Genomic DNA, 17347 nt, shown 5'->3' on the forward strand with positions numbered 1-17347 from the left:
CCGGCAGCGGGCCGGGCTTGTCGCCGCCGAAAGGTCTGCTATGAGCCTCGACACCCTTCCGCGGGCGGTGCGGAACAACCATCGCCGCGACCGCCCGCCCGGCAGCCGCTGGCGTTCCCGACTGGACGTCAAGGCGATGCCGTACGCCCTGGTGTCTCCGTATTTCCTGCTGTTCGCCGCCTTCGGGCTGTTCCCGTTGGCCTTCACCCTCTACTACTCGCTCTACGACTACGACCTGGCCGGGACCGTGGAATGGACCGGGCTGGGCAACTACACCGCGCTGCTGGGCGATGAGGACTTCTGGAACGCCGTGGTCAACACGGTCGGCATGTTCATCATCGCCACCGTCCCCCAGATGCTGCTCGCGCTGCTGCTGGCCAACGCGCTGAACAAGCGGTTCAGGTTCCGCCTGCCGATCCGCATGAGCGTGCTGCTGCCGCTGGTGACGTCGGTGGTCGCGGTCGCGGTGGTGTTCACGCAGCTGTACGCCCGCGACTGGGGCCTGGTGAACTGGGTCCTGAGCTGGTTCGGCGTGGACAAGACGAACTGGCGGGCCGAGCGCATCCCGTCGTGGATCGCCATCGCCACCATGGTCGACTGGCGCTGGACCGGCTACAACGCGATCATCTTCCTGGCCGGCATGCAGACGATCCCCCGCGACCTGTACGAGGCCGCCGCGATCGACGGCGCGTCCCGGCGCAGGCAGTTCTGGCAGATCACGCTGCCGATGCTGCGCCCGACCATGATCTTCGTGGTGCTCAACTCCACGATCGGCGGCCTGACGCTGTTCTCCGAGCCGACCACGTTCTACAACGGCAACGTCGACGGCGGCTCGCAGGGCCAGTTCCAGACGGTGGCCATGTTCATCGTCAAGCAGGGCTTCCGCGAGTTCGACTACGGTTACGCCGCCGCGGCCGCCTGGCTGCTGTTCCTGCTCATTCTCATCGGAGCGGCGATCAACTTCCTGGTCGTGCGCCGGATCGGGGGCGCGAAATGAACAACTTCTCCCCGACCCTCGCCACCAGGCTCATGCTGGCCCTGGCCGTCCTGCTGTCGGCGTTCCCGCTGTACTGGATGCTGGTCATCGCCTCCCGTACGAACGCCGACGCGGTCGCGGTGCCGCCGCCGTTCCTGCCGGGCGGGAACCTGGGCGAGAACATCGTCGCGGTGCTCAACAACGAGGACGCCAAGTTCCTGCTGGGCCTGACGAACTCGTTCATCGTGTCGAGCGTCGTCACCGTCTCCGTGGTGATCATCTCGACGCTGGCCGGCTTCGCGTTCGCGAACCTGTCCTTCAAGGGCCGGAACCTGCTGCTGGTGCTCGTGCTGCTGACGATGGCGGTGCCGTTGCAGCAGATGGGCGTGGTGCCCCTCTACCGGCTCATGGTGAGCCTGGAGTGGACCGGCACCCTCAAGGCGGTCATCCTGCCGTACCTGCTCAACGGGTTCGGCGTGTTCCTGATGACGCAGTACACGCGGCAGGCCGTACCGATGGAGCTGGTCGAGGCGGCCAGGGTGGACGGCGCCGCCACGCTGCGGATCTGGTGGAACGTCGTGCTGCCCGCGGTGCGTCCCGGCATGGCCGTGCTCGGCATCAACACGTTCATGCTCATGTGGAACGACTTCATGTGGCCGCTGATCGTGCTGACCCCGGACAACCCCACCGTGCAGATCGCGATCACCTCGCTGAACGCCAGGTTCTCCACGAACTACACGCTGATCTTCGCGGGGACAGCGCTGTCCATCATCCCCCTCATCGCAGTATTCGTCGCATTCGGCCGTCAAATCGTCGGCGGTCTCATGGAAGGTGCGGTCAAGGCGTGACGACACAAGAGGAACAGACGCGTGCCGGGCTGCGCTTCCCTGCGGGCTTCGCGTGGGGCGCGGCGACCTCGGCGTACCAGATCGAAGGGGCGGTCGCGGAAGACGGGCGCGGCGTGTCCATCTGGGACACGTTCACCGGGACGCCGGGCCGGATTCTCAACGGGCACAACGCGGACGTGGCCATCGACCACTACCACCGCTACCGGGAGGACGTCGGGATCATGGCGGAGCTGGGCCTGTCGGCCTACCGCTTCTCGGTCTCCTGGCCCCGCATCCAGCCGACCGGCTCCGGCCAGGTCAACCAGAAGGGCCTGGACTTCTACAAGCGGCTCCTCGACGAGCTGCACGCGCATGCCATCGATCCCTGGCTGACCCTCTACCACTGGGACCTGCCCCAGGAGCTGGAGGACAAGGGCGGCTGGCCCAACCGTGACACGGCATACCGCTTCGCCGAATACGCCGCGGCCGTGCACGAGGCGCTGAAGGACCACGTGCACACCTTCAGCACCGTCAATGAGCCATGGTGCGCCGCGTTCCTCGGCTACGCCTCGGGCGAGCACGCCCCGGGCAGGCGCGAGCCGCAGAACGCGATCAGGGGCGCGCATCATCTCAACCTGGCACACGGGCTGGCCGTCCAGGCGATGGACGCCAGGCGGGTCGGCGGCTGCGTGAACCTGTACGCGGTCACCCCCGCCACCGACAGCGCGGAGGACCTGGAGGCGGCCCGGCGCATCGACGGGCTGCAGAACAGGTTCTTCCTGGACGCGCTGCTCACCGGGCGCTACCCGGAGGACGTGCTGGCCGACCTGCCCGTCGAGATCGACTTCATCGAGCCGGGCGACATGAAGACCATCGGCGCCCCCATCGACGTGCTGCTCGTCAACTACTACAGCCGCTTCACGGTCTCGGGAGCACCAGGCGGCAAGCAGTCGGCGGCGGCGGCCCCCACGGACACGGCCTCGCCGTGGGTCGGCAGCGAGCACGTGTCGTTCGTCACCGCCGGGCTTCCGGTGACCGCGATGGGCTGGGAGATCGACGAGAGCGGCCTGGTGGAGGTCCTCACGAGGGTGGCGCGGGAGTACCCGCCGATCCCCATGGTGGTCTCCGAGAACGGCGCCGCCTTCGACGACGTGCTCGAGGACGGCCGGATCCACGACAGGGAGCGGCAGGCGTACGTGGAGGCGCACCTCGGCGCCTGCAAGGAGGCGATCGAGGCCGGCGTGCCCCTGGAGGGCTATTTCGCCTGGTCACTGATGGACAACTTCGAGTGGGCGTGGGGCTACGGCAAGCGGTTCGGCCTGGTGCGCGTGGACTTCGAGACCCAGGAACGGCTGCTCAAGGACAGCGCGCTCTGGTACTCGGAGATCATCCGGCAGAATAGGCGCCATGAACCGACCGACTCTTGAGGCAGTCGCGGCTCGGGCCGGGGTGGGCCGGGGCACGGTGTCGAGAGTCATCAATGGCTCGCCGAACGTCAGCGCCAAGGCCCGCGAGGCCGTTGAGCTGGCCATCCGCGAGCTGGGCTACGTGCCCAACCGTGCGGCGCGCGCCCTGGTGACGCGCCGCACGGACGCTGTCGCCCTGGTGGTGTCCGAGTCGCAGCTACGGGTGTTCGACGACCCGTTCTTCGCGGGCACCATCCGCGGCATCGGCTCGGCACTCTCGGAGACAGGGCTGCAGCTCATCCTGGCGATGGCCCGCACCACCGAGGAGTACGACCGGCTGGAGCACTACCTGACCGGGCAGCACGTCGACGGCGTGCTGCTGCTGTCGCTGCACGGCGCCGACCCGTTGCCGGGCCGGCTGGAGGAGATGGGCGTGCCGACCGTGCTCGGCGGCCGCCCCGTCGGCCTCGACCCCTACAGCTACGTCGACATGGACAACAGGGCAGGGGCCCGGCAGGCGGTCAAACACCTGCTGGGCCTCGGCCGCACCTGTATCGCCACCATCGCCGGTCACCAGGACATGGGCGTGGGCGTCGACCGCCTGGCGGGTTACCGCGACGCGCTGCTGCCCGCCGGGCTGCCGGAGCTGGTGGCGTACGGCGACTTCTCGGAGGAGAGCGGCGCCGCGGCGATGACCGGGCTGCTGACGGCGCACCCCGATCTCGACGCGGTGTTCGCCGCGTCCGACCCGATGGCGCTGGGCGCGATGCGCGTGCTCAAGGCCGCGGGCCGGTCCATCCCGGAGGACGTGGCCGTGATCGGGTTCGACGACTCCAAGGCCGCGCTGCACGCCGACCCGCCGCTGACCACCGTCCACCAGCCGACCGAGCAGATGGGCCGGCAGATGGCGCAGCTGCTGGTGGCCCGCATCAACGGCCAGGAGCTGCGCCAGCCCGTCGTGATCCTGGACACCCACCTCGTCCGTCGTCAATCCGCATGAGAGGCTCCCGTGGACAGTAGGACGAAGCGCCAGTTATCAGAGGCCGAGCTGGACGCCCTGGTGCGGCGCGCGCTGGGCACGGGGGTGACGGCCGTCACCGAGCTGACCGACGGCTACGCCAACGCCGTATGGCGGCTGAAGCTGGACGACGGGCGCGAGGTGGTGCTCAAGCTGTCGCCGCCGCCCGACCTCGACCAGCTCAGCTACGAGCGCAACCTGCTGCGCATGGAGGCCGCCGCGTACGAGCTGGCGGCGCAGGCCGGGGTGCCGGTGGCGACGCTGCTGCGCGCCGGGTTCGACGACCCGGTGCTGGGCGGCGACTACCTCCTGCTCAGCGCGCTCGACGGGGTGTCCTGGAACGAGGTCAAGCCCGAGGGCGGGGACGCGCTGCGCCGGGAGCTGGGCCGCCACCTGGCCAGGTTCAACGCGGTGACCGGCGAGGTGTTCGGCTACCCGCACGCCGGCATCGTGGGCGCCACCTGGCGGGAGGCGTTCCTGGCGATGGTCGGGGCGCTGGTCGGCGACACCGAGCGCTGGCCGACGCCGCTGCCGCGCCCGGCCGGGGAGATCCTGGCCGTGATCGAGGCGGCCTCGCCCGTGCTCGACGAGGTGACGACGCCGCGGCTGGTGCACTTCGACGTGTGGCAGGGCAACGTCTTCCTCGACCTCAGCGGCCCGCCGCGGATCCAGGCCATCATCGACCACGAGCGGGCCTTCTGGGGCGACCCGCTCGCCGAGTTCGTCACGCCGACGATCTTCGGCGAGCTGACGGAGGACGACCCGCTGCTGGCGGGCTACCGCGAGGTGACGCCGCTGGAGCTGACCCCCGCGGCGCGCACCCGGCTCGACCTCTACCGCGCCTACCTCTACCTGATCCTGCTGGTGGAGAACGGCCCCAGGCAGTATCCCGAGGACGAGTACGCCCGGCTCCGCGACGCCGCGTTCGGCTCACTGACCAGGGTGCTCGACCGCCTCGTACGCTCCTCCCCTGGCCCCCGCGGATAGCCGGACGCACGGGCCCGTGCCCTTGTTGGGCACGCCCAGGTCCACGGGCTGCTCTCCGGTGCACACCAGAGCTCCCTTGACCGTGGTGCCCGACAGGATCGGCGCCGTGTTGCCGGCCAGCAGCGCGGCGCCGCGCAGGTCGGCGCCCACGACGGTCAGCGCCTTGGCGCCGCGGACGCTGAGCGCGCCGGTGACGGACGCCTTGAGCAGGTGCACGGAAGCGGGCTCGACCGCGGTCAGCGTGCCGGTGATCCGGCCGCCGGTGACCACCAGCGACGCCCCCGGCTTGACCGTCACGGGCCCGGAGACCTCGGCGCGGTCGAGGCAGGTGACGCCGGAGGCGGCGGTGAGCGGGCCGCGCTGCGCGCCGGTGACCGTGCTGGTGCAGGCAGGCGGCGGCGCGATCGTGGTGACGGTGAAGCTCTTCGGCGCGCCGTGGTTCCCGGCGGCGTCGATCGAGCGGTAGTCGATGGTGTGCCGGCCGCGCGGCAGCTTGCCGTACACGAGGGAGTCGATGACCGTGCCGTCCTCGCTGAACGTCCACGGCAGCTCCGAGGAGGTGGGCCAGCCGAAGTAGTTGAACCAGCCGTCGCCGTCCACCCTGGACTCCGAGACCACGTAGCCGTCGCGGTCGTCCTTGCCGGTGAGCCGCATGGAGAACGGGCTGTTGTAGACGTAGGTGTCGCCGGACCTGGCGAGCGGCTCGGACAGCTCGTACCGTGTCGTGGGCCGGTCGGCGTCGATCTGCCAGGTGAGGGTCTTCCCGCCGAGGGCCGCGGTGAGGGTGTGGGCGCCCGGCTTCAGGTCCAGCTCGCCCAGGTCGAGGTCGGTGCCGGTGCCGGCGGGCCGGCCGTCCAGGGTCCAGGCGACCTCGGGGACGGTCGCGGCCGGGTGGGTGGTCTCCACGTACGCGACGTCCGCGCGGCCGAGCGGCCGGTCCGTAGGCGTGGAGGAGACGATGGCGGGCTTGACGCCGTCCGGCGTGGTGGTCAGCGACGTGTCCACCGTCCAGGCGCGCGATCCGGTGAGGGCCGCCTTGATCGCCGGATCCCTGACGAACCCGGTCGGGTCCGAGACGGTGACGGTGACCGTGTGGGTTCCCGGGGCGAGTCCGAGGGTACGCAGGTCGAGGGTCTGCTCGTGGGTCTGCAGGTCCTTGCCGTCCACGTTCCAGGTGATCGCGAGCGCGTGGCCGACGGGGCGCATCGGCTCGGCCCACAGCACCCGGTCGGCGCCGACGGGCTGCTGGTCGGGCGTGGCGTCCTGGATGAGCGTGGTCTTGGCGGTGATGCGCTGCACCATGATCTCGCGGCTGACCTGGTCGTAGTAGTAGCCGAGGGTCTTCATCATGGAGTGCCGGCTGGGGCGCCAGACGCCGGTCGTGTAGTACAGGCCGCCCTCGTAGCGGCCGATGGGGCCGCCCGACTCGCTGGGCTCGCCCAGCCAGCGCCACCACTTCTTCTGCTGGTCCTTCATCTGCTGCTCGGTCAGCAGCGTGTGGTGGGCGCTGGACGGCTCTGACCCCTGGTAGGCGCCGCCGGGGACGCCGCGCTGGTAGTAGTCGTACTCGTCCTGCAGGCCGCCCAGGGAGTGGCCCAGCTCGTGCGGGCTGATCAGGGCGGACATGCTGTTGCTGCCCGAGGCGGTGGCGTACGAGCCGCCCGCGCCGCCGTACGTGCCGCTGTTGCCGAGCGCGAGGATCTGCCGGTTGCCGGACGAGGTGCCGGTGACCAGGTCGGCGTAGCGGGTGGCGGCGGCGTTGTCCATGGTGATCAGGCGCTGGACGCTGCTCGGGTTGCAGCGGCCCCAGAAGCCCATGCCGAGCGGGGTCGTCTTCCTCGGCGAGTCCAGCCCTGGGTCGCAGCTGATGCCCGACTCGCCCGAGACGATGTCGACGCGGTAGACGTTGATGTAGTTCCGGTACGTCTTGAACGGCTCGATCGACCACATCACGTTGAGGTGCCGGTCGACGTCGGCCCTGAACTTGGCCTGTTCCGCCTCGGTGTAGCCGTCCCCCATGACGATCAGGTTGAACCTCTTGGACGGGGCGCCCGTGACCTGCACGGGCACCACCGTGGCCGCGCCCGGCTCGGCGATCGCTGAGGGGGTGTGTAACAGTGCGGCGGCCAGCACCAGGGCCACGAATATACGCATGCCCTGCACTATCGCCGATCATGGCCGCACGACCAAGAGTCAGGCCTCGGGAAGATCGGCCAGGAGGATGGGCCGGGTCGTCGGCTTCTCCGACCCGGCCGCGGGCTCGACCGTCAGCGCCACCCGGTCGTCCCCTCGCTCCGGCGTGACCAGCAGGGGCGTGGTCAGGCCGTGCTCGGCGCGGTCCAGCATCCCGGCGGGGCGCGGGCCGTCGCGGCCCATCAGCCACAGCTCGTAACCCTTGGATCCGGGCAGTTCCGGCAGGCCAGATGAGGCGAACACCATGCGTCCCCTTGACCGGGAGATCACCACCGTGGCGGTGCCGCCCGAGGTGACGGGCCGGCGTACCGTCTCGGCGTCGGGCGCGGCCAGCACGGCGATCACCTCGTCGTTCCTCGCGGCCAGTTCGCCCAGGTCGCGGCGGGCGTCGACGGCCACCGCGCCGAGCGCGACCGCGGCCGCCGCGGCCACCGCCGCCAGGCCCGCCGTCACCTTCGCCCGCCCACGCCTGAGCGGCACGACCCGGCCGGTGTTGACGGCCGCGGGCTGCCCCGGCTCGGGCGGGGTACGGATCGTCGGCAAGCCCTCCGGGCGGCGCCAGACGGTGGGGCTGTCGTCGGGCAGCTGTTCCGGCTGGATGCCGGGGTGCCGTGACTCGTGCGCGGCGGCGAGCAGGCGCCCGCGGAGCGCGGCGGGCGGCGGCTCGGCCACCGTCCCCGCCAGCCTGGCCGCCGTCTCCCGCAGACGCCGTACCTCGGCCTCGCAGGCCTGGCAGGCCGGCAGGTGCTTGTCGAACAGCACCCACTCGGCGTACGGCAGTGCGTGCACGGCGTAGGCGCCAGAGAGGGTGTGGAGTTCGTCGGTCATTTCCACTCCCTTTGCGAGAGGCGGCTCACGCATGTACTTCGGCCGCTCGGGCATGTCGGATTGCCATGAGGGGTTGCTCTTTTCTCATGACGTGAGACGATCTCATCGGATGATGAATTATGGACTGCGTAATCGCGGGAGGCGGCCCGGCAGGCGCGATGCTCGCGCTGCTGCTGGCCAGGGCGGGCGTCGAGGTGACGCTGCTGGAGAAGCACGGCGATTTCCTGCGGGACTTCCGGGGCGACACGATCCATCCGTCCACGTTGCAGGTGCTCGACGAGCTCGGGCTGGCCGAGGAGTTCCTGGAGATCCCGCACCGCAAGGCGTACGGGATGAGCATGGTGACCGACGCCGGGGACATCAGGCTGGCGAGCCTGCGCGGGCTGCCCGGCAAGTACGACTACATCGCATGGGTCCCGCAATGGGACTTCCTCAAGCTCATCACGTCGGCCGCCGAGCGGTACCCGGGCTTCCGGCTGCTCATGAACGCCGAGGCGCACGACCTGATCCGCGAGGGCCGGGCCGTACGCGGGCTGCGCTACCGGGACGGGTCCGGTGAGCACGAGATCAGGGCCGACCTGACGGTCGCCGCCGACGGGCGGCACTCGACCCTGCGCGAACGGGCGGGGCTCGTGCCCGAGGAGCTCGGCGCGCCCATGGACGTGGTGTGGTTCCGGCTGCCCAGGCACCCGTCCGACCGGGACGACCCGTTCCTGCGGATCTCCAGCGGCCGCATCATGGTCGCGATCAACCGGGAGAGCTACTGGCAGCTCGCGTACGTGATCCCCAAGGGCGGGTTCGACGAGCTCACCGGCGAAGGCATCGACGCGCTCCGCGAGCCGGTCGCGTCGCTGGTGCCATGGTTGGCCGACCGGATCGGGCAGATCAGGAGCTACGACGACGTCAGCGTGCTCACGGTCGTGATCAACCGGCTGCACCGCTGGCATCGGCCCGGGTTCGTGTGCATCGGGGATGCCGCGCACGCCATGTCGCCGGTGTTCGGGGTGGGGATCAACCTGGCGGTGCAGGACGCGGTCGCCGCCGCCAACCTGCTGGCGGGCTCGCTCAGGTCCGGCGCGCCGATCCCCGAGTCGACCCTGCACCTGCTGCAGAAGCGGCGGATGTTGCCCACCAGGGTCACGCAGGCGGCCCAGCGGGTGTTCCAGAACGTGGTGATCAAGAGGGCGCTGAGGCGCGAGTTCGACCCGTCGCGGCTGCCGCGCGAGTTCGACCCGTCGCGGCTGCCGCGCGATCTCACGAAGATCCCGCTGGCGAACCGGATGGCACGGCGGTTCGTCGGGCTGGGGATCCGGCCCGAGCACGTGCTGGTGCGGAAGGCCTGACCTCGTATGGGCCCGGCTTCGGCCGGGAAACGTCGTTCTCACCCGCCGGGGTGTGCCAAAACGTGGACAACACGGTCGGCAGGGCGGAGCCAGTAGATTACCCTCGTATCTCGTGAGCAGCAATCTCGTGGATCTCGATTCCTGGCGAGCCCTCCCCGCGGCGCAGCAGCCAGACTGGCCTGACCTCGGCGAGCTCGACAAGGTCGTCGCCGAGCTGGGCAGCCTGCCCCCACTGGTCTTCGCCGGGGAGTGCGACCAGCTCAAGGAGCAGCTCGCCGCGGTCGCCCGCGGCGAGGCCTTCGTCCTGCAGGGCGGCGACTGCGCGGAGACCTTCTCCGGCGCGACCGCCGACAACGTGCGCAACAAGCTCAAGACGCTGCTGCAGATGGCGATCGTGCTGACGTACGCGGGCAAGGTGCCGGTCGTGAAGATCGGCCGGGTCGCCGGGCAGTTCGCCAAGCCGCGCTCCAAGGGCACCGAGACCCGCGACGGGATCGAGCTGCCGGCCTACCGGGGCGACATGGTCAACGGGTTCGACTTCACCGCCGAGGCGCGCAGGCCCGATCCGTGGCGGCTGCTCAAGGCGTACCACTCCTCGGCCGTGACCCTCAACCTCGCGCGCGCGTTCACCAAGGGCGGCTACGCGGACCTGCGCCAGGTGCACGCCTGGAACCAGGACTTCGTGGCCGAGTCGCCCGCCGGGCGCCGCTACGAGCAGCTGGCCAGGGAGATCGACCAGGCCCTCGCGTTCATGCGGGCCTGCGGCGCCGATCCCGAGGAGTTCCACACCGTGGAGTTCTACTCCTCGCACGAGGCGCTGATCCTCGACTACGACAGGGCACTCACCCGGATCGACTCGCGTACGGGGCGGCCGTACGACGTGTCGGCGCACATGGTCTGGATCGGCGAGCGCACCCGCCAGCTCGACGGGGCGCACGTCGACTTCTTCTCCAAGATCCGCAACCCGATCGGCGTCAAGCTCGGGCCCACCACGACGACCGAAGAGGCGCTCGCCCTCATCGACAAGCTCAACCCGAGCAACGAGGCGGGGCGGCTCACCTTCATCACCCGGATGGGGGCCGCCAAGATCCGCGAGCACCTGCCGGCCCTGGTCAAGGAGGTCACGGCCACGGGAGCACAGGTGGCCTGGATCTGCGACCCGATGCACGGCAACACGTTCGAGGCGCCCAGCGGGCACAAGACGCGCCGGCTCGACGACGTGCTGGACGAGGTGGCGGGCTTCTTCGAGGTGCACCAGTCGCTGGGGACGCATCCTGGCGGCATCCACATCGAGTTCACCGGCGACGACGTGACGGAGTGCGTCGGTGGCGGGCACGAGATCGTGGAGGGCGACCTCGCGACCCGCTACGAGACGGCCTGCGACCCCCGGCTCAACCGCAGCCAGTCCCTCGACCTCGCCTTCCGCGTCGCCGAGCTCTACCGCGGCTGACCCGGCCGACCACCGCGGCTGACCCGGCCGACCACCGCGGCTGGCCGGCCGGCTACCGCGGCTGACCGCCCCGCCCCGAGTGGACGCACCGCTCGGGGCGAGCACCGCCACACCACCGCACTTCGCCGACGGCGGGACGGAATGGAGCGGGCCCGATACAAAGCGCTGAGCAGGGGTGATGTGCGTCTAATCGGGACGCGAAAAAGAATCGAATTCGGCAGAAATTTGGGGTTCCGCGGATATGATCGCCCGCAAAGAGGGCGACATTTCGGGAGAAACCGTGGACAGTGCTCCTGAGGGGGTGGACCCCGACGTCCCCAACGTCGCGCGTATGTACGACTACTACCTCGACGGCAAGGACAATTTCGCGGCCGACCGGGCAGCCGCCGAGCAGATCCTGCAGACGTTCCCCAACACCAAGAAGGGCGCCCGCGCGAACAGGGCGTTCCTGCGCCGCGCCGTGCGGCACGTGGTCGAGTCCGGCGTGCGGCAGATCGTGGACCTCGGCGCGGGGCTGCCGACCCAGGGGAACACGCATGAGATCGCCCCTGAGGCGCGCGTCATCTACGTGGACAACGACCCCGTGGTCTGCGTGCACGGCAGAGCCCTGCTGGCCAGGACCGACGACGTGGACGTCCTGCAGGCCGACGTGCGCGAGCCCGACGCGCTGCTGGACAAGCTGGGCGGCCTGGTGGACTTCGACCGGCCGGTGGCGTTCCTGATGCTGGCCATTCTGCACTTCATCCCGGACGACATGGCCTACGATCTGGTGGCCAAGGCGCGCGCGGTGAGCGCGCCCGGCAGCCGGCTGGTGATCAGCCACGCCATCGACGACACGCCGGACACCACCCCGCAGGCCATCGAGATCTACCGCAGGGCCACGGCCGTGCTCAGCCTCAGGACCCGCGAGGAGATCCTGCGCTTCTTCGACGGCTACGAGCTGGAGGAGCCCGGACTGACGTACCCGAACGGCTGGCGCCCCGATGACCCGGACGCACCGGGCAACGGGATCACGTTCGGGTACGTCGGAGTCGGCCGGAAATCGGAAAACGCCTAGTACTAGAGCCTGTTTTAGCCAGCGTTTCCAGCGGTGGCTGGCCCGTGCGCGGGTCTGGTGATGGCGTCGGCGTTGCGACCAGGCCAAGGCGTGGTCGCCGACCTCGTTTTTGGCGGCTTGGAAGCATTCCTCGAGGGGTGTAGCCCATCATCAGGGACCGGTTGGCCCGGGGTACAGTCATCGCCGCTTTCGGATCTCGGTCCAAGCCGAATCAGTGAGGCAAGAGCGCGACAGGTTCTTCGGCCCACCCCGGATACCGATGGTCGGCAGAGAACAACTTCTGGATCGGCGGGGGTGGGAAGGTGGCGGCCCTGTGCAGGTGGGAGTCGACGAAGCGTTGCGCCGCCGACAGCGCCCGTGCCAGCTCCGCCGGGGCGAGCGCTCCGTCCAGCAGCGCCTGACCGGCCTCATCGAGGTCCAACGCACGGTAGGTGGGACCCATCCTCTCGACCACGAAGTCCAGGTAGCGGTCGTGGACGGTGAACAGGGGTGCTCCGTCGCGTTCCGAGCGCTCGATGGAGACCACGTCCACATACCATTCGTCGCGCCAGCCGAAAGGTTCGTAGACCAACTGCAGGTCTTCCTCAACGAGCCAGAAGTACCGTCGCGGCCCTTGATGCCGCCAGTACACCTGGTCGGAGTAGAGCACCGTGCCGCATAGCCGAGCCGGCACCGGACGATGTTCATAGATCCGCATGCTCACCAGGGCCGGCGGGATGAGGGATGCTGTCTTGTCCAACCCTGCACTGGGATCGGTCGTGTCCTTCATCGGGTGATTCTCCCAAGGCGCGGGACTGCATGGTCTTTTGTGGATAGCTCGGTTGCGGGTGCCGTTCGACCAGGGAGGTTGAGCGTCTGCTCGCTGTGAGCCGGACGGTGGGTCACGCAGCAGGTCACCCCCTACCAGACCCAGCACATGGCTGCCGGCGCGCAGAGCCCGGACGATATGCGGGGCCTCAAATGCCGCGGAGAGCAGCGCCGGCGGCAGCCTGGCGATGCGTATGTGACCTCCAGAACCTGAACCCGGAGTGGGATCACAACGTCGGCTGGAACGCGAGAACCACGGTGGACCAGCAGATCAGATTCCTGCGGGACACGATGGAGGTGGCCGACCTCGAACGTTACCTCCATGCGTACAAGGCCAAGTTCCCCTTCACCCGCGAGGGGTCCGTCGGACACCAGGTCCGCGGCTGGACGGCATGGCACCGGCACATCACCCTGGCCATGCTCGCCCTGGCCCTCCTGGCAGGCATCGCCGCCACCCAGCCACCCAACACCAACGACGAGCGCATCCCACTGACACTGCCCGAAATCCGCCGGCTGCTGACCGCGCTCATCCTGACCACGACTCACCCGACCACAGACATCCTGCGCTGGTCAGACTGGCGCCGCCGCCACCAGCGCAGATCCCAACCGTGATCGCGAAGCGTCGCTGGAGTACTAGTTCTGCTTGAGCTCCTCGGCGAGCTCGGCTCTGATGGCGTCCATGTCGAGCGCCCGCACCTGCCGGATCAGGTCCTCAAGCGCGGGCGCCGGGATGGCGCCGGCCTGGGCGAAGACGACGATGCCGTCACGGATGGCCATGAGCGTCGGGATCGAGGTGATGTCGAAGCCCTGAGCGAGCCCCTGCTCGGCATCCGTGTCGATCTTGCCGAACGTGATGTCGTCGTGCTTGTCGGACGCCTGCTCGAAAATCGGCCCGAACTTCTTGCACGGCGGGCACCACTCCGCCCAGAAATCAAGTAGCACGATCCCCTTGTCGGCGATGTCGTTGAAGTTCTTCTCGGTTACTTCGATGGTCGCCACAAGTGGCTCCTCGTTCGTCGCTGAAATTTTCCATGGGTATGAACCCCTACCCGCTCCCGGGCATTCCACTGACTATGCCACCGCGAACTCCGCCACCTGGCAGGGATGGTCGGAGAACGTCGGGATCGAGCTCGGCGGCCGGCTGGGGGCCGGCGGGGTATGGAGGATGGTGTCCACCTCGTCCCGGTGGGACGGGAGCAGGGGCAGGTCCAGGAGATCGTGCCGGGGGGTGTTGAGGTCTCCGCCCACGAAGGTGAGGGGCAGCAGGGCGTACCCGAGTTCCTTGGCCGCCTGCTCCCAGATGTGGCTGAACTCGGGCTCCTCCGCGCGGCGCCCGAACCGGTGGAAGGGCACCATGTGCACGCATCCGACCGCGATCGTCCGCCTTCCGTACGCGAGCCGCGCGGTCATGAGCCCCTTGTCGTAGGAGTGCCAGTCGTCCTTGACCAGCCCCGGGTTGGGCAGTACGGCGCGCCTGACGTCCTCCAGCGGAAACCTGCTGGCCAGCGCGATGCCTGAGGACCCGGGCGGGCGCATCGCCGGTGACAGCGGCTGGCCCTCGACGTGCCGCAACGCCGTCTGCCCGGCGATCGCGTCGAGCATCGGGGACCCCGTGCCGTTGAAGGCGACCTCCTGCAGGGCCAGCACGTCCAGGTCCTGCTCCTGGATCAGCCGTACCACCTCGCGCGTTCCCGGGCTGCCGTCGTCGCCCTCGCGCCGGCCTTCGTGGACGTTCCATGTCCCGACGCGCAGCACACGCGTCCGGGATCGATCAACGTGCGCCATTGCACGCTCACCTTCTCCCAGGAGGTCAAGCACCCGACGCCATCCAGAATCACGACGGTATCGGAGATCTACCCTATTTGCGGTCAGCCCGGAACGAGACCCGGTTCGGCATGTGTTGTGACGTTCGTCACCCTACTCCGATAGAGAAGTAGGAGAGGCATCGCGTTCGGCTTGGGGGATCATGGATCAGCCTGACGTCAGGGACGGGCTCCGCCGGGCGGAGGAGTGGCTACGCGCGTGCTACAAGTCCCTGCCCACCGGGTCCGGGTGGGGGCACCACGTGGACGAGGACCCGACGGAGTGGGGCGGCACCCTCGACGGCATCCGTGGCATGCTGGCGGTGCAGGCCGAGCCCAACTCCGAGATGCTGACCAGCGCCGCGAACTGGCTGCGCGGCCGGCAGAACCCCGACGGGGGCTTCCCGGCCAGGGAGATGAAATACTCCCCCGCCGAGGCCACGGCCTGGGTCGTCATCGCGCTGCGCGACATGGGCTGGCACCGCGGCAACGACCCGCATGTGGAGCGGGCGGTGGGGTACCTGCGCGAATGCGTGGACGACCAGGGCGCCGCGGCCACCACGCACAGGGACATCGGCAGCCCCCGCACCCTGCCCACGGCCCTCACCCTCTGGGCGCTGGCCCTTCAGGAGGGCCTCGACGACATCCGCGGCCTGATCACGACGCGGCTGCGGCTGATGCAGGAGCCCGAGAGCAAGGGCTGGGGCATCAAGGTCGGCGCGACCCCCAACGCCGCCACGACGGCGCAGGTCCTGCACGCGGTACGGCTGGCCGGCGTGCCCGAGGACGTCGGCTGGGTCAGGGACGGCGTGACGTACCTCCTCGGACGCCAGAAGGCGGACGGGTCCTGGGAGAACAGCTACGACGAATGGTTCACCGCCGAACTGGAGGGCACGCCGTCGCGGTGCGTCCACTACGGCACGGGGTGGGCGCTGCTGGCCCTCACCGACTTCCCCGCCGACCCGCGATGCCAGGAGGCCGCGGAGAGGGCGGTCCGCTATCTGCTCGGCCGCCAGCGGCCGTCCGGCGCGTGGCTCTTCGAGGAGTACGACCCGACGGAGTTCGTCTGGTGCACCACGCAGATCATGGTCGCCCTGACCAAGTGGCTGGAGATCCGCCGCGCGCAACCGATTGGAACGTTGGAAAGCGATCTGACCAGGGTGCTGCGAAGGGCGGGCGCGTGGGCACGCGAGTCGTTCCTTTACCTCGCTTTCGGGGCTTTATTGGTAGCCCAAACCTGGGAATACATCCAGCCGGTACTGGCCACGGCCCTCGCGGGCCTCGAGCTCGATGTCACCGGGATATGGACGAACCTGATTAGCTCTCTCATTTGGCTCGCGCTCTCGCTCACCCTGGCCTGGGCCGGAAAATGGATCGGCAAGGCGCCGAAGAATCGTCCTTGACCGGCAATTGAAGATCACGCCCGGAGATGCGATCATAGAAAAAGCAGTATGCCCGCGTAGGATTTCGACGACAAGCGACCGCGCCACCGCCTAGGCTCTTCCACAGCTCTTCACATAACCGGGAAGGTGACGATGACCACCCACGTGTTCGTCGAGCCGGCCGAATGGAGCTTCGACAAGCTGGGGCATCGGGGCAAGCTTTTCGAATCGGGCGGCCAGCTGACGAGCAGCAGCCACCTCATCATCGAGATCACCGGCCGGGTGCCCACCTGGCTGTGCCAGCGAGAGTGCGACTTCGTCTATTACGTGATCGAGGGGCGCGGCACGTTCCACATCGAAGACCGCCGCGAGTGCTGCAATCCGGGCGACCTCGTCACCATCCCTAAGGGCTCGAAGTTCACCTACGAGGGCGACGGGCTGAGGATGCTGCTGACCTCCACGCCGCCCTGGTGGCCCGCGCAGGAGCAGGTCTTCGACGTCGAATGACGGTCACGGCCCGGCGAGCCCGGCCAGGAGCGTGCCGAGCTTGTCCATGATCTCGTCTTCCGCCAGGCGCCTCATGGACCGCGTATGCGCGATCGGCGTTCCCGAGGGCACCAGCACGTGTGAGAAGCTCCGGCGGACCGGCCCCCTGACCACGATGGTGGCGGTCATCGGCGCACCCTCCGGCGCAGCCAGCACGCGGTGATAGGTGTCGCGGTGCATCCGGTAGAACGAGCCGGCGGGCACCTCCGCGTCCACGGCCACCTCCAGCGAGGCGTGGCCGGTCAGCTCGAACCCGTAGTCGCCCGGCACGCCGCCGGGCGGCATCGTGGAGTCGTAACGGTCGTAGGGCCCGCCGCCGGGCACGTTCTGGAGGAGCTGGAAACGCAGCGATCCGCACAGCACGAGCGAGCTGAAGTCCCAGGCGTGGTTGTGAATGGTCTCGTCCGAGACGATCCCGGTCCACCAGAGATGCACGCGGACTTCCATGCCTCCGGACTCGCAGTAAAGCGATATGCGATCGAACCCGTTCGGATGCGCGTACGAGCGCCGGGCCACCGATTTCCGCTGCTCCGGATCGCAGGCCAGTCCCCCCAGGGCCATCCGCAGCAAATTGCGGGCCGTCGCGGGAGACAGAACACCCGCCCCGGCGGGGAAGACTTTCGTGCCGAGAGTACTCGTGAGGCGATTGAACGCATTACCGTCCACCGAACCCTCTTCAAGTAAGCAAGTCCCCTTATGTCGAGATTACGGCCGATCTCCGAACA

General features: G+C 69.0%; 16 protein-coding genes and 1 pseudogene. 11 read left to right on the forward strand and 6 right to left on the reverse strand.

Annotation, left to right across the window (positions count from 1 at the left end):
- Positions 1-40 precede the first annotated feature (40 nt).
- Genes ABN273_RS18920 through ABN273_RS18940 form a run of 5 tightly spaced genes read left to right on the forward strand, consistent with a single transcriptional unit; the run spans position 41 to position 5214 of the window.
- Entirely contained in the window at positions 41-997 is a 957-nt protein-coding gene (locus tag ABN273_RS18920) for a carbohydrate ABC transporter permease (RefSeq protein ID WP_349450221.1), read from the forward strand.
- The gene (locus tag ABN273_RS18925; protein ID WP_349450222.1) at positions 994-1824 is read left to right on the forward strand and encodes a carbohydrate ABC transporter permease; all 831 of its coding nucleotides are present in this window, start codon (positions 994-996) and stop codon (positions 1822-1824) included. The genes ABN273_RS18920 and ABN273_RS18925 overlap by 4 nt, the downstream gene beginning before the upstream one ends.
- On the forward strand, positions 1821-3230 hold the full coding sequence (locus ABN273_RS18930; RefSeq protein ID WP_349450223.1) for a GH1 family beta-glucosidase: 1410 nt from the start codon (positions 1821-1823) through the stop codon (positions 3228-3230). The genes ABN273_RS18925 and ABN273_RS18930 overlap by 4 nt, the downstream gene beginning before the upstream one ends.
- Positions 3211-4209: a LacI family DNA-binding transcriptional regulator gene (locus ABN273_RS18935; protein ID WP_349450224.1), complete on the forward strand. Its 999-nt coding sequence runs from the start codon at positions 3211-3213 to the stop codon at positions 4207-4209. Before ABN273_RS18930 ends, ABN273_RS18935 begins: the two co-directional genes overlap by 20 nt.
- Positions 4210-4218: 9 nt before the next feature.
- Positions 4219-5214: a phosphotransferase family protein gene (locus ABN273_RS18940; protein WP_349450225.1), complete on the forward strand. Its 996-nt coding sequence runs from the start codon at positions 4219-4221 to the stop codon at positions 5212-5214.
- Here ABN273_RS18940 and ABN273_RS18945 read toward each other — a convergent pair.
- Positions 5158-7368, reverse strand: coding sequence for a M64 family metallopeptidase (locus ABN273_RS18945; protein ID WP_349450226.1), 2211 nt, complete (start codon positions 7366-7368; stop codon positions 5158-5160). The two genes, ABN273_RS18940 and ABN273_RS18945, sit on opposite strands and share 57 nt — an antisense overlap.
- Positions 7369-7407: 39 nt before the next feature.
- The gene (locus ABN273_RS18950; RefSeq protein WP_349450227.1) at positions 7408-8235 is read right to left on the reverse strand and encodes an anti-sigma factor; all 828 of its coding nucleotides are present in this window, start codon (positions 8233-8235) and stop codon (positions 7408-7410) included.
- Positions 8236-8354: 119 nt separating this feature from the next.
- Here ABN273_RS18950 and ABN273_RS18955 point away from each other — a divergent pair, with 119 nt between their 5' ends.
- From ABN273_RS18955 to ABN273_RS18965, 3 genes are all read left to right on the forward strand, one after another.
- A complete protein-coding gene (locus tag ABN273_RS18955) occupies positions 8355-9578 on the forward strand; it encodes an FAD-dependent oxidoreductase (protein ID WP_349450228.1) in 1224 nt (407 codons plus the stop codon).
- Positions 9579-9690: 112 nt separating this feature from the next.
- A complete protein-coding gene (locus ABN273_RS18960) occupies positions 9691-11028 on the forward strand; it encodes a class II 3-deoxy-7-phosphoheptulonate synthase (protein ID WP_349450229.1) in 1338 nt (445 codons plus the stop codon).
- A 280-nt stretch (positions 11029-11308) separates the two neighbouring features.
- Positions 11309-12085 carry an SAM-dependent methyltransferase gene (locus ABN273_RS18965; protein WP_349450230.1) on the forward strand — a complete coding sequence of 259 codons (777 nt, stop codon included), beginning with the start codon at positions 11309-11311 and terminating at the stop codon, positions 12083-12085.
- A 211-nt stretch (positions 12086-12296) separates the two neighbouring features.
- Here the strand turns inward: ABN273_RS18965 and ABN273_RS18970 are convergent, their stop codons facing one another.
- Complete coding sequence (locus ABN273_RS18970; RefSeq protein WP_349450231.1) at positions 12297-12854, reverse strand: DUF402 domain-containing protein; 558 nt, start codon at positions 12852-12854, stop codon at positions 12297-12299.
- Between the two features lie 392 nt (positions 12855-13246).
- Between ABN273_RS18970 and ABN273_RS18975 the strand changes: the two are divergent.
- Positions 13247-13504, forward strand: a pseudogene (locus tag ABN273_RS18975) (IS701 family transposase); the annotation flags it as partial.
- Positions 13505-13525: 21 nt separating this feature from the next.
- Here the strand turns inward: ABN273_RS18975 and ABN273_RS18980 are convergent.
- Together ABN273_RS18980 and ABN273_RS18985 are read right to left on the reverse strand one after the other, a co-directional pair.
- Positions 13526-13891, reverse strand: coding sequence for a thioredoxin family protein (locus tag ABN273_RS18980; RefSeq protein WP_349450233.1), 366 nt, complete (start codon positions 13889-13891; stop codon positions 13526-13528).
- A gap of 72 nt (positions 13892-13963) precedes the next feature.
- Positions 13964-14677, reverse strand: a complete 714-nt coding sequence (locus ABN273_RS18985) for an endonuclease/exonuclease/phosphatase family protein (protein ID WP_349450234.1) — start codon at positions 14675-14677, stop codon at positions 13964-13966.
- Between the two features lie 181 nt (positions 14678-14858).
- Here ABN273_RS18985 and ABN273_RS18990 point away from each other — a divergent pair, with 181 nt between their 5' ends.
- Together ABN273_RS18990 and ABN273_RS18995 are read left to right on the forward strand one after the other, a co-directional pair.
- Positions 14859-16097, forward strand: a complete 1239-nt coding sequence (locus ABN273_RS18990) for a prenyltransferase/squalene oxidase repeat-containing protein (protein ID WP_349450235.1) — start codon at positions 14859-14861, stop codon at positions 16095-16097.
- A 132-nt stretch (positions 16098-16229) separates the two neighbouring features.
- The gene (locus ABN273_RS18995; protein WP_349450387.1) at positions 16230-16583 is read left to right on the forward strand and encodes an AraC family ligand binding domain-containing protein; all 354 of its coding nucleotides are present in this window, start codon (positions 16230-16232) and stop codon (positions 16581-16583) included.
- A gap of 3 nt (positions 16584-16586) precedes the next feature.
- On the opposite strand, the gene ABN273_RS19000 is transcribed toward ABN273_RS18995, so the two are convergent.
- Positions 16587-17057, reverse strand: coding sequence for a hypothetical protein (locus ABN273_RS19000; protein WP_349450236.1), 471 nt, complete (start codon positions 17055-17057; stop codon positions 16587-16589).
- Positions 17058-17347: the final 290 nt, after the last annotated feature.

The organism is Nonomuraea sp. B19D2, from assembly GCF_040137845.1.
Lineage (GTDB): Bacteria > Actinomycetota > Actinomycetes > Streptosporangiales > Streptosporangiaceae > Nonomuraea.